This window comes from Paracoccus sp. (in: a-proteobacteria) (genome assembly GCF_047973135.1).
GTDB lineage: Bacteria > Pseudomonadota > Alphaproteobacteria > Rhodobacterales > Rhodobacteraceae > Paracoccus.
The window spans coordinates 1-11,769 of the sequence record NZ_JBKEBL010000320.1 but is presented as its reverse complement, the minus strand read 5'-3'; the positions used below and the strand labels follow the sequence as shown (position 1 = coordinate 11,769).

13 protein-coding genes are annotated in these 11,769 nt (G+C 62.7%); 7 read left to right on the top strand and 6 right to left on the bottom strand.

The window, feature by feature from the left end; all coding sequences use genetic code 11:
* Nucleotides 1-122: 122 nt before the first annotated feature.
* From ACK5L9_RS22895 to ACK5L9_RS22885, 3 genes are all read right to left on the bottom strand, one after another.
* A complete protein-coding gene (locus tag ACK5L9_RS22895) occupies nucleotides 123-368 on the bottom strand; it encodes a GMC oxidoreductase (RefSeq protein ID WP_416913761.1) in 246 nt (81 codons plus the stop codon).
* 128 nt (nucleotides 369-496) lie between these two features.
* Nucleotides 497-1,510 carry a hypothetical protein gene (locus ACK5L9_RS22890; protein WP_416913760.1) on the bottom strand — a complete coding sequence of 338 codons (1,014 nt, stop codon included), beginning with the start codon at nucleotides 1,508-1,510 and terminating at the stop codon, nucleotides 497-499.
* Nucleotides 1,507-2,262, bottom strand: coding sequence for a glucosamine-6-phosphate deaminase (locus tag ACK5L9_RS22885; protein ID WP_416913759.1), 756 nt, complete (start codon nucleotides 2,260-2,262; stop codon nucleotides 1,507-1,509). Before ACK5L9_RS22885 ends, ACK5L9_RS22890 begins: the two co-directional genes overlap by 4 nt.
* 165 nt (nucleotides 2,263-2,427) lie before the next feature.
* Between ACK5L9_RS22885 and ACK5L9_RS22880 the strand changes: the two genes are divergently transcribed.
* The 4 genes from ACK5L9_RS22880 to ACK5L9_RS22865 are packed head-to-tail and all read left to right on the top strand — an operon-like array spanning nucleotide 2,428 to nucleotide 6,385.
* Nucleotides 2,428-3,396: a TRAP transporter substrate-binding protein gene (locus ACK5L9_RS22880; RefSeq protein ID WP_416913758.1), complete on the top strand. Its 969-nt coding sequence runs from the start codon at nucleotides 2,428-2,430 to the stop codon at nucleotides 3,394-3,396.
* A 20-nt stretch (nucleotides 3,397-3,416) separates the two neighbouring features.
* Nucleotides 3,417-3,935 (top strand): TRAP transporter small permease, encoded by a 519-nt coding sequence (locus ACK5L9_RS22875; RefSeq protein WP_416913757.1) that lies wholly within the window; start codon nucleotides 3,417-3,419, stop codon nucleotides 3,933-3,935.
* A complete protein-coding gene (locus ACK5L9_RS22870) occupies nucleotides 3,925-5,217 on the top strand; it encodes a TRAP transporter large permease (protein ID WP_416913756.1) in 1,293 nt (430 codons plus the stop codon). Before ACK5L9_RS22875 ends, ACK5L9_RS22870 begins: the two co-directional genes overlap by 11 nt.
* A gap of 10 nt (nucleotides 5,218-5,227) precedes the next feature.
* Nucleotides 5,228-6,385: an ROK family protein gene (locus ACK5L9_RS22865; protein ID WP_416913755.1), complete on the top strand. Its 1,158-nt coding sequence runs from the start codon at nucleotides 5,228-5,230 to the stop codon at nucleotides 6,383-6,385.
* 877 nt (nucleotides 6,386-7,262) lie between these two features.
* Here ACK5L9_RS22865 and ACK5L9_RS22860 read toward each other — a convergent pair.
* From ACK5L9_RS22860 to hpaR, 3 genes are all read right to left on the bottom strand, one after another.
* Nucleotides 7,263-8,222 carry a dihydrodipicolinate synthase family protein gene (locus ACK5L9_RS22860; RefSeq protein WP_416913754.1) on the bottom strand — a complete coding sequence of 320 codons (960 nt, stop codon included), beginning with the start codon at nucleotides 8,220-8,222 and terminating at the stop codon, nucleotides 7,263-7,265.
* Nucleotides 8,223-8,322: 100 nt separating this feature from the next.
* Nucleotides 8,323-9,030 carry a GntR family transcriptional regulator gene (locus ACK5L9_RS22855; protein WP_416913753.1) on the bottom strand — a complete coding sequence of 236 codons (708 nt, stop codon included), beginning with the start codon at nucleotides 9,028-9,030 and terminating at the stop codon, nucleotides 8,323-8,325.
* Nucleotides 9,031-9,097: 67 nt separating this feature from the next.
* Nucleotides 9,098-9,550: a homoprotocatechuate degradation operon regulator HpaR gene (gene hpaR, locus ACK5L9_RS22850; RefSeq protein WP_416913752.1), complete on the bottom strand. Its 453-nt coding sequence runs from the start codon at nucleotides 9,548-9,550 to the stop codon at nucleotides 9,098-9,100.
* A 91-nt stretch (nucleotides 9,551-9,641) separates the two neighbouring features.
* Between hpaR and ACK5L9_RS22845 the strand changes: the two genes are divergently transcribed.
* The 3 genes from ACK5L9_RS22845 to ACK5L9_RS22835 all read left to right on the top strand — a co-directional run.
* Nucleotides 9,642-10,031 (top strand): 5-carboxymethyl-2-hydroxymuconate Delta-isomerase, encoded by a 390-nt coding sequence (locus tag ACK5L9_RS22845; protein ID WP_416913751.1) that lies wholly within the window; start codon nucleotides 9,642-9,644, stop codon nucleotides 10,029-10,031.
* Between the two features lie 11 nt (nucleotides 10,032-10,042).
* Nucleotides 10,043-11,554: a 5-carboxymethyl-2-hydroxymuconate semialdehyde dehydrogenase gene (hpaE, locus tag ACK5L9_RS22840; protein WP_416913750.1), complete on the top strand. Its 1,512-nt coding sequence runs from the start codon at nucleotides 10,043-10,045 to the stop codon at nucleotides 11,552-11,554.
* 39 nt (nucleotides 11,555-11,593) lie between these two features.
* Nucleotides 11,594-11,769, top strand: a 176-nt coding sequence (locus ACK5L9_RS22835; protein ID WP_416913762.1) for a VOC family protein, incomplete at its 3' end; no start/stop codon positions are given.

Here is an 11,769-nt window from a genome sequence, read left to right as displayed (position 1 = left end):
GTTGGGTACAACTGCCGGGTTGACGCGGCCCGACGGAACGACCGCTTTCCTGTCAGCCCGGTTCGAAACCGGGCTGACGTAAACGTAAAGATGCCAAAGGATGCAACGTTGGGTCCACCGCGCTACAGGCGGCCCGCCGCCATCTCTGCCGCCAGATACCGGCAGGCGCGCAGGGTCATGGCCATCAGGGTCAGCGTCGCTCCCGTCATACCACCCCCGACAAAGGCGCTGGCGTCGGTGACGATCAGGTGTGGTGCCTCCCAGCACTGGTTCCACGGGTTCAGAACCGAGCTTTCCGGGCTTTCCCCCATGCGAGCGCCACCGCTTTCGTGAATGGCCGCCCCCATGATCGCCGAGTACCGGACCATCCGCCGGAACAGAAAGCGATTCAGGGCCCGTTCAGTGTGGCCCTGGCGCGCTCGGCAATGTTAAGTCCCGCCTTGGCACCCACCTTCAGCACCGGATCAGCCAGTTTCTGGCCGGATTGAAAGGGCCTTCAGCCGGTCATATTGCCCGCGTTTATCAGGCGGGGTTTCAGGTCCGGGGTCCATTCGACACTGCCCGGATCGGGGCAAAGCCCGGCGCGCGCGAACGCGCGGGCCATCGCGCGGCGGGGGCGGTCGCCTGCCATCGCAACGGCTTCGACGGGGCTGACAATCTTCCAGGTCACGACATTCCGGACGGCCTGATCCAAGCACAGCGCGGAACCGGCAAGCCCGTGCGCCCCCGGTTGCGTGACCTTGCCATCCGGGCCAAGTGTCACCTGCATCCCGGCAAAGGGGTGGCGCCCCGGCGCAGCCCCTGCGGCGGCCACGGCATCGGTGACAAGAACGCAGCGTTCCGGCCCCTTGAGGCGGATCAGCGCGGCAAGGGCCTGCGGCGACATGTGATGACCATCCGCGATCAGGCAGGCATGCAGCGACGGCTGCGCCAGTTGCGCCAGCAGCGTGTTTTCCAGCTTGGGCAGTTGCGCGGGCAAGCCGTTGCCAAGATGTGTCGAAAGCGCCGCGCCCGCTTCGACGGCAGCTTCGACCGTGTCATGACCCGCAGCCGAATGTCCGATGGCTACGACCTTGCCCATCGCGGCAAGCCGGGCAGTGGCTGCGACCCCACCTGGCCGTTCAGGGGCCAGTGTGACCAGCATGACAGGCCGCTTCAACGCTGCGTCAAGATCGGCGATGAAGCCCGCATCGGGATCCTGCATCGCAGAGGGGGGGTGGCATCCGTGATAACCCTCGCCGTCATTCAGGAACGGGCCTTCCAGATGATAGCCGGGTACCATCGCGCGGCCAAGCTGGCTGGCCGCAACCGCCGCATCCAGCGCGGTCAGCCGGGCGGCGATCTCGGCCCTCGTGGCGGTGATGATCGTGGGCAGACAGCCCGTGACGCCCGCCACGCGCATCGCCTCGAACGCGTGGTCCATGTCCCGTCCCGTCACGCCGGGATCGTTGAAATCGATCCCGGCATAGCCATTGACCTGCAAATCGAAAAGCCCGGCGCTGCGCATCATCCGTCGGTCCGGCCGTGACCCGACAGCAAGGTCGCCGATGCCGGATCAAGATGCAGCGAGCAGGCTTTGTGGCGCTGAACGACCGAGGCGGGGTGCAGGTTCGTGACCGACCCCTCGACGGCATCGCGCACCGCCTGCGCCTTGCGCGCATCGGGCACCGCCAGGATCAGCCTTTCAGATTTCAGAATCTGCCGGATCGACATGGAAATTGCGCGCGCCGGAACATCTGCCAGCGTCGGAAACCACCCCTCACCCATCTGCTGACGTCGGCAGGCTTCGTCCAGATCAACGGCGATATAGGGGGCCTCTGTGTCGAAATCGGCGGGGGGATCGTTGAAGGCAAGGTGACAGTTCTCGCCGAAGCCCGCAAAGCAGACGTCAATCCGGTGCTGGCCGATACGTTCCGACAGGCGGGCAAGTTCGGACACAAGATCGGGGGCACTGCCATTCACGGCAACAAACTCGCCCAGATCCCCGACACGGGCGACAAAACGCTCGCGCAGATAGCGGCGAAAGCTGGCCGGGTGATTTTCGTCCAGCCCGACATATTCGTCCAGATGAAACGCCGTTACCTTCGACCAGTCGATATCGGCGTTCACCAAATGATCCAGCATCTCGAACTGGCTTGCCCCGGTTGCGACGATGATCGCGGCCCGTCCGTTCCGCAAGACCGCCTTGCGAATCGCCTCGGCACCCTGTGACGCGGCGGCGGCCCCTAAGCTGTGCTTGTCGGGATGTACAACGATATCCATGGCGCTTCTTTTCAAACGTAGATGTTTTAAAATAATTCCATTATGCAAGCCATATGTCAATCAAGCTTGTTTTTAATACGTATATTTTTAGACGCTGATGTTATTAATCATTGACTTGGGCCAATCCAAACGACAGGATCGTGAGCAAACTCATGGGAGGGGTTCATGAACAGGAAACTGGCCATATTGCTGTCGGGCGCAATCGCGCTGACCATGTCACAAGCCGCAGCCGCCGAAACCGTGCTGCGGTTGGCCGAAAATCAACCGGAATCCAATCCGGTGACGGTCGCGATGTTCAAATTCGCCGATCTGGTCAAGGAATATAGCGGCGGCGATGTAACGGTGCAGGTCTTTCCTGGTGCGCAACTGGGGCAAGAACCCGAGACCATCGAACAGACGCAGGCAGGCATCATCGATCTTACGCGCGTGAATTCGGTCGGGCTTGCCAATGTCAGCCCCTCGATGGGGGCCTTCACGCTGCCCTATATCTTTGCCAATTGGGACCACAAATACAAGGTTCTGGACGGCGACATCGGGCAAGAAGTTCTGGACGACCTGAACGATGTCGGGCTGATCGGCTTCGGCTATATGGATGCGGGGTCACGGTCTTTCTACACCGTCAAGGGCAAGCCGGTGACAAAGCTGGAGGATCTGAAGGGTCTGAAAATCCGGGTGCAGCCCGCGCCTATTTCTATCCGGATGGTCGAATTGCTGGGTGCGGTGCCAACGCCGATGAATTACGGCGAGGTTTATTCCAGCCTCCAGACGGGCGTGATCGACGGGGCCGAAAACGACTATGTCAGCTATCAGACATCGGCACATTTCGAGGTCGCGCCCAATTATGTCGAGGATGCGCATCTCAGCCCGCCCGCGCTGCTGCTGATGAACAAGGCCAAGTTCGATTCGCTGCCCGCCGAACAACAGGATGCGATCCGCAAGGCCGGGACCGACGCGGCGCTATATGAACGCGAAATCATGCGTAAGGCCAATGAGGATGCGCGCGAAGCCGTCACTGCCGCCGGGGCCACCGTGACCGAAATCGACAATGCGCCTTTCCAGGCGGCAATCGAACCGATCTATGACGAATTTCCCGATCTCAAGCCGCTGCTGGATCGCATCAAGGCGGCGAAGTAACGGTATTTGCGGTGATAACGATGGCGTGGCGGGAATATGCTGCGGCGGCTGTGAACGGGCTGAACCATATGGCCGCACTTGCCTGCCACGTTCTGCTGGTGATCATCACCGGCGTGACCGTGTTGCAGGTCTTTCTGCGCTATTTCCTGAACAACCCGACAAGCTGGTCCGAGGAAATTGCGCTGCTGTGCCTGATCTGGTTCGGGCTTTTGGCTGTCGCAGTCGGCATCCGTCGGCACGAACATGTGGCGATCACCTTTCTGCGCGACCTGCTGCCCGCTCGGATGGCCTCGGCGCTGGATTATCTGGCGCAGCTTGCCGTGGGCGGGTTCATGTTCGTGGTGATGTTTTATGGCAACGACCTGATCGCGCTGGCCGGGGTGCAGGTGCTGCCCGCCTCGCGGCTGCCGAAATCGCTGCTGTACCTGCCGACGATCATCGGAGGCACGCTTGGCATGCTGAACGCGGCGGCGAATATCATCCTGCACGATGTCCATTTCGCGCCGCACGAGACGATGGAGGCCACGGATGGCCGTTGACCTGATCGGCATCGGTCTGCTTCTGGGCGGATTTCTGACACTGATGCTGCTGCGCGTGCCCATCGCCTTTGCGCTTGGGCTGTCTTCGCTGGCGACCGCGATGTATCTGCAACTGCCGCTGCTGATGGTCGCGCAACGGATGGTAAACGGGCTGAACTCTTTCACCTTTCTGGCGGTGCCGTTCTTCATTCTGGTCGGCAACATCATGACCGAGGGGGGCATTTCGGACCGGCTGGTCCGGCTGGCCGATGTGCTGGTCGGGCGGATGCGCGGCGGACTGGCGCAGGGCAATGTCGTCGCCTCGACCATGTTCGGCGGGATTTCGGGGTCGTCGGTGGCCGATGTCGCCTCGATCGGATCGTTCCTGATCCCGGCCATGGTCAGGAACGGCTATCCGGCGGGCTATTCGGTGGCCGTGACCGTCACTTCATCCGTGCAGGGCGTCCTGATCCCGCCCAGCCAGAACATGATCTTCTATGCACTGGCAGCAGGCGGGTTGCCGATTTCGACGCTGTTTCTGGCGGGCTATGTGCCGGGGCTGTTGCTGGGACTGTCGCTGATGGTGATCTGCTATGTCATGGCGCGCCGGCACGGGCATCCGATGGGCGGAACCTATCCGCGCCAGCAAGCGCTGCGCATCCTGGCTGACGCCGCCATCGGCCTGTTCACCATCGTCATCATCATCGGAGGCATCCTGACCGGCATTTTCACGGCCACCGAATCCGCCGCTGTCGCGGTGGTCTATGCGCTTCTGGTCACGATCTTCTGGTATCGCAGCCTGAATCTGGCCGCTGCAAGACGCATCTTTTCAACGACGCTGACAACGCTGGCCATGGTGACGGCGATCATCATGACCTCGTCCGTCTTCGGGTTCCTGCTGTCCTTCCTGCGGGTGCCCGCAGTGCTGGCCGACGCGATCTTTTCCATCTCGTCCGAGCCGGTCTTTGTGCTGATGGCTGTGAATGTCCTGCTGCTGATCCTTGGGATGCTGATGGATATGGGGGTGCTGATCCTGCTGCTGACGCCGATCCTGCTGCCGATCGTCACCAAGATCGGGGTCGATCCGATCCATTTCGGGATCATCCTGATCCTGAACCTTGGCATCGGACTATGCACGCCACCGGTGGGCACATCGCTGCTGGTGGGTTCGGGCATCGCGCGGATCAGTCTGGAAAAGGCGACGCGCAGTCTGGTGCCCTTCTATCTGGCCATGCTGACCGTATTGCTGCTGGTGACATATCTGCCCGCGCTGTCGATGACATTACCCGCATTGTTGCGGTAAATGTGGCGCCATGGATGCGACGCCCCCATCTGATCTTCTGAAAGTGGCCAGCATTGTCCGTCAGGGCACGGCACGCACGCGGGGCGAGATTTCGCGCGCGCTATCCATCCGTTCCTCGACCGTGTCCGAACTGGTTGGCGAACTGGTTGCAAACGACCTGCTGCTGGAAAGCCTTGTGCGGACGAGCGGGCGGGGTCGCCCGACCGCTGCGCTGCGCTTCAACGATCAGCGGTTTGGTGCAATCTTCGTCAGCGTGGTCGATCGTCGTCTGGTCGCGAAGGCCGTCGATCTCAGCTATCGGGTGCTGGCGGAACTGGACTGCGTGCCGCCCGACGACGCCGACAATACACGGATGGCGGCCTGTATCCGCGATCTGGTCGAACGCATGGCCCAAAGCTTTCCGGCGGGAATAGAGCTGGCGGCGGTTGTACTGTCCCTGTCCGGGCTGCTGGATGTGGCGCGCGGAATCTGGTGCTTCTCGTCGCGCTGGCCTGCGCTAAGCAACCTGCCCGTGACCGATGCGTTTGCCCATCTGCCCTGGCCCGTAACGCTTGTCCGCAATCTGGATGCCGAGCTGGCCGGTATCCGCATGGCGCAGGACTATCCCGCGCAGGAAAGCATCCTGCTGCTGCATTGGGGCCACGGGATCGGTGCCTCGCTTTACACGGATGGCGCGGTAATCAACCGCGAACGCGGGCGGTTCTGTGAGATCGGGCATTGGGGCCTGGGCAATTCAAAAGGTCGCCCCTGCACCTGTGGCAACCGGGATTGCCTTGAAACGGTGGCCGCGCTTTGGGCATTGGGGCCGCAATTGCGCGCGGCCTTCCCCGATCTGCCGCTGGATGAAAGCAGCCTCGCTCTGGAACTGGGTCGGATCGACCTGATGTCCGTCGGCGCCATGCAAGAGGCGTTGTCGCAGATGCTGCGTCTGACGGCGAACCTGTGCCGGCTGTTCTTTCCCGACCGCGTCATCCTGACCGGCCCTTTCGTCCAGAACCCCCTGATCTTTCGTCAGTTCGTTGACGCAATCTCCAGCGCGCCGCTGGTCAGGTCGCTGGACATCGTCCGCGTCTCGGTCAACGAAATCGGGCAACGCGACGAAATCTTGGGCGCGCTGAGCCAGCCTTTCGAACAATTGCTGCAACGCTATCTGACCACCGACGGGTAGGCCGGGCATTTGCCAGAGGGGGCCGCTGCCGAAACGGGGCTTTTCGCGCACCACATGCAGGACGTCGGTATGTTCGGCCAGATGCCTGCGCGCGTTGCATTGGTCCTATGCGCAACGGAGGCTTGGGGCGGGACCGGAAATCCCAGCAAATGCTGGGTTTGGCGCTGCACAGGGTGCGCACAGGGGCGGCACAGCATGTGCACAGGCTGTGCACCGGTATCGTGCGTTGCGTGACGTCAGCGTTGCGAATTTTGCGTCCCGCGATGGCCGGGGGGGCTATGCGCCCCCCGGACCCCCGGCATAGGCCTGCGGCGGGTGGGGTGGTTGTTGGCAGGCGTTGGCTGCCGGGCCGTTCGGGCTTGGGCGGTTGTGCTGATGCTGAGGGGTTTGGTCTGCCGGGTGCTGAGCCTGCCATCCACAGGCCGGAGCGCGCGCCGAAGGCGCGCCCTGAGCCGGGCGGCAGCGCGCGGTTCGGGCTTTGCCCGAACCGCAACCCCTTTCCGTTTGCGCTGCGCTTGCCCGGTCTGGTGCAGGTCGTCCCAATCAATGCCGGGTTTTTCAGCGGTTTGGGGATGAACGGCTTTCTGTCCGACAATTCAGCGTGAAGATTTTTGCCGCCATGTCGGAAGCACGGCCGCGCGAGGGGTTGTTGTGCGGTCGGGCGACGCAGGTCGGCGAAGGCTCTGCGCTGCTGTGTGGTGGTTCGCATCGCGGCGAGCGTTGGTGTGGCCTCACCGTTACAAGATTTGCGTCCCGCGGTGGCCGGGGGGCTGTGCGCCCCCCGGACCCCCGGCATAAGCCTGCGGCGGGCGGGGTGATTGTTGGCCGGTGCTGCGCCCGAACGATCAGGCAACGCGCCGATCCGGGTGCAGGACGATCAGCCGAGATAGGGTGCCATCTCGGGCTGGGCCGACCATTGCGCATACCAGCGGGAAAACAGCCGCATCTGCGTTTCGATGAAACCGCGCTGGCTGTCGGAGAGTTGGTCGGTTTCGTTAAAATGCAGCGTATATTCGGGGTTTCCGGTCAGCACCATCATATGCTTGAAATACAGCACCAGATCCGGTCCGGCATCGACCTTGGCCAGCTCGTAAAAGGCGACGTCCAGTTCCTTTGCCAGCCGGCGCGCGACCGCGTCGCCTTCGGCGGCGGCGATACACAGGCGGGCCAGTGTCAGGATCTCGCGCGGGTAGACATTGCCGATGCCGGTGATCGCCCCCGATGCGCCGCAATTGACATAGCCGTGGAACACCGCCGTATCGACGCCGATCATCAGCGTCACCTCATCCTCGCGGCTGGTGATATGTTCAGCGGCATAGGACAGATCCTCATCACCGCCAAACTCCTTGAAACCGATCAGATTGGGATGTTCGGCCCGCAGCGCAAAGAACAGGTCGGCGCGGGTCGCAAAGCCATAGTAGGGGCTGTTATAGATCACGGCGGGCAGATCGGGGGCGGCGGCTAGAATCGCCTTGAAATGCGCCTTCTGCGCCGCGACGACCGTGCCGCGCGACAGGACGCGCGGGATGACCATCAGCCCGGCTGCGCCAACCCGTTGCGCATGCGCCGCAAGCGCGACTGCCGAGGCGGTGTTGATCGCGCCGGTTCCGACGATCACGCGGATCCCGGCGGCGGTCAGGCGTTCGACCCCCTCCATCCGCTGCGCATCGGTCAGCAGCGGCCAATCCCCCATCGAGCCGCAATAGACGACGGCAGACATGCCCAGCCCGACCAGTTCTTTCGCCTTGGCGACAAGGGCGTCGAAATCGGGGCTGCGATCAGGCTTGCAGGGGGTCATCAGGGCGGGAATGGTTCCCGAGAATATCGAAGCGGTCATGCGCGGCGTCCTTGGAAGCAACAGAAACCCCCCGCAGATTCGGGGTGCCGCGCCATCCTACCACAAGTATTTTATGTGTCGACAATTCCGCCACCGGCCGTCACAGGCTGATCGCCTGCCGCCTGTCGCGGGCGATCATCTGTTGAATTTGGCCGACAATCTGGTCGGCATGTTCCTGCGCAAGCCGGTCGCACAAGGGGACATCACGGGCAGCGATGGCCTTGATGATCGCCTCATGTGCGACATCATAGGGATGGGGCAAACGTGCCTCGAAGCTGGAATAGTAATACAGCCGCAGGATTCGCCGCCCCTCGTCCAGCAACCGCGTGAACAGGCCCAGATAATAGGGGTTCCGCGCGGCCTCGGCGATGGCGACATGGAAATCGCGGTTCGCGGCGATCATTTTCAGGTCATCCGCCTCGGCCACGGCGGCGGCGAACTCATCCTGACGGGCGCGGATATGCTCAAGATCGCCGGGCTGATGAAATTCCGCCGCAAGCCGTGTGGTAACACGATACATCAGCGTCAGCGCGTCAAAGAAGGTGTGCAGATTGGCGAAATCGATGGTCGAAACCATGGTCGAGCGGTTCGGCAGCGTGGTGATCAGCCCCTCGGCCGCCAGCCGCACCAACGCCTCGCGGATCGGGGTGCGCGACATGCCGAACCTGTCAGAAAGCTGGTTTTCGTCGATGATCGCGCCCGGCGGCAGTTCCAGATCAAGAATCTGGTCCCGCAGCAGGTCATAGACCATCTTGACGCCGGAACCGCGCCTGCGGTCGGGTTGGGAAGAACCGTGTTTTGCGCCCATTTGCATCTTCTTTCGCGGCATATGACGGGACAGGCCGGGTCGCCTGCGCCGAATTGTCGCCCCCGGCCTAATCGGGTCGCTGCATCGCGTCCAGCAGATCCTCCAGCTCGTCCAGTAGGCGCGCGATCCGGTCCTGGCCAAGCCGCGCCTCGATCCCGGCATAGATTGCGGCGCTTTCGGGCGATACGGTGGCGATAAAACTGCGCCCCGCCCCGGTCAGGCTGATGCGCGAGCGGCGGGCGTCTTCGGGGTCGCGGCTGATTTCGATAACCCCGCGCGCCTCAAGGGTTTTCAGCATGCGCGTCAGCGAGGGCGGCAGGATACAGGCCGCCGCCGCCAGCGCGGTTGCGTCAAGGGCATCGCCTTCCTCAAGCACGCGCATGACGCGCCATTGCTGTTCGGTCACGCCATGGGTGTTCAGCATCGGGCGAAACCGTTCCATCACCGTTTCGCGCGCGCGCAGCAACGCCATCGGCAGACTGCGCCGCGTTCGCGCAAGAAGAATTCCGTCATCGGTCATGGCAAGGCTCCTCGGGTTCACTTCACACGTTAAATAGACTCTTGACAAGCACATCTTTATTTAACATGTTAAGCACAGATCGGAGGAGATCATGCCACATCTGAGAATCGAATATTCGTCGGGGCTGGCGGATCGGGCCGATATTGCCGGGCTGTGCCGCGCTGTACATCAGGCGATGATCGGGGCGGGCATCTTTCCGCTGGCCGGAATCCGCGTCCGCGCCTATGCCGCCGACCATGCCATCGTGGCGGATGGGTTGCCGGAAAACGATTTTGCGGCGCTGACCCTGTCGGTTGGGGCCGGGCGCGGCAAAGATGCGCTGGCCGAGGCCGGGGCGCGGATCATGACTGCGGCCGAGACCGCGCTGGCCGGGCCGCTGTCCAGCCCGCATTTCGCCCTGTCGCTGGAAATCCGCGTCATTGACCCGGATCTAAGCTGGAAGAACACCCCCATTCACGCCCGCCTGTCGGGCAAAAGCTGAAAGGACAACGCATGAGCACGCTCAGCGAGAATATCGCCCGCGCCCAAGGGTACATGGCCCGCTTTGCCAGGGACGGCGTGATGAATCATATCGGCGGCCAGTCGGTTCCCGCACAATCCGGCCAGACCTTTGACACGATTTCACCCGTCGATCTGGCCCCGCTGGCCAAGGTCGCGAAGGGCGGGGCCGCCGATGTCGATGCCGCCGTCGCCGCCGCTACCGAAGCTTTCGCAGGCTGGAGCCGTACCCCCGGCGCGGAACGCCGCAAAATCCTGATCAAGGTTGCCGAGGGGATCGAGGCACGGGCCGAAGAAATCGCCTTTACCGAATGCATGGATACCGGGCAGGCGCTGCGCTTCATGTCAAAGGCGGCGATCCGGGGCGCGGCGAATTTCCGCTTTTTCGCCGATCAGGCACCGGGGGCCGAGGATGGCAAGGCGCTGCGCACGGCGAACCAGATGAACGTCACTTCGCGCCGCCCCATCGGGCCGGTCGGGGTGATCACACCCTGGAACACGCCGTTCATGCTGTCCACATGGAAGATCGCGCCCGCGCTGGCCGCCGGCTGTACCGTGGTGCACAAACCGGCCGAGTTCAGCCCGATGACGGCCAAGCTGCTGGTCGAGATTGCCGAAGAGGCCGGGCTGCCCAAGGGCGTGCTGAACCTTGTGAACGGCTTTGGCGAGGATGCGGGCAAGCGGCTGACCGAACATCCCGGCATCAAGGCCATCGCCTTTGTCGGCGAAAGCCGCACGGGCAGCATGATCATGGCGCAGGGTGCCGCGACACTGAAGCGGGTGCATTTCGAACTGGGCGGCAAGAACCCGGTGATCGTCTTTGACGATGCCGATCTGGACCGCGCCGTCGATGCGGCGACCTTCATGATCTATTCGCTGAACGGCGAGCGCTGCACCTCGTCCTCGCGCCTCCTGGTGCAGGACACGATCTATGACGACTTCACCGCCCGCGTGGCCGAGGTCGCCAAACGCATCAAGGTCGGCCATCCGCTGGATCCCGAAACCGTGGTCGGTCCGCTGATCCATCCGGTCCATGAAAGGAAGGTCCTGTCCTATTTCGACAAGGCCCGCGAACAGGGTGCGACGATTGCGGCGGGCGGCGAAAAGCTGGGCGATGCAGGCTGCTATGTGGCGCCGACGCTGTTCACCGGGGCCAGGAACGACATGGCCATCGCGCAGGAGGAAATATTCGGCCCGGTGCTGACCGCGATCCCCTTTGCCGATGAAGCCGAGGCGCTGGCCCTTGCCAATGACGTTGAATACGGGCTGGCGGCCTATCTGTGGACCAATGATCTGGGCCGGGCGATGCGGATGACCGACAATCTGGAAGCCGGGATGATGTGGGTCAATTCCGAAAATATCCGCCACCTGCCCACCCCCTTTGGCGGCGTCAAGGCCAGCGGCATCGGCCGCGACGGCGGTGACTGGTCCTTCGATTTCTACATGGAGACGGTGAACGTCTCATTCCCACGCGCGAACCACAAGATCCCGAAACTGGGCGGCTGACACCGCCTGCCGTTGCATATTCTTTCTGGGAGGAAACTCATGCCTATTCCTGCACCGAATCTTTATCCGCCGTTCAACATCATCCGCCTGTCCCATGTCGTGTTCGGCGTGAAGGACCTGGCTGCCAGCCGCGCCTTCTATGTCGATACGCTTGGCCTGCAGGTCACGGATGAGGATGACGAACACATCTTCCTGCGCGCGATGGAGGAACGCGG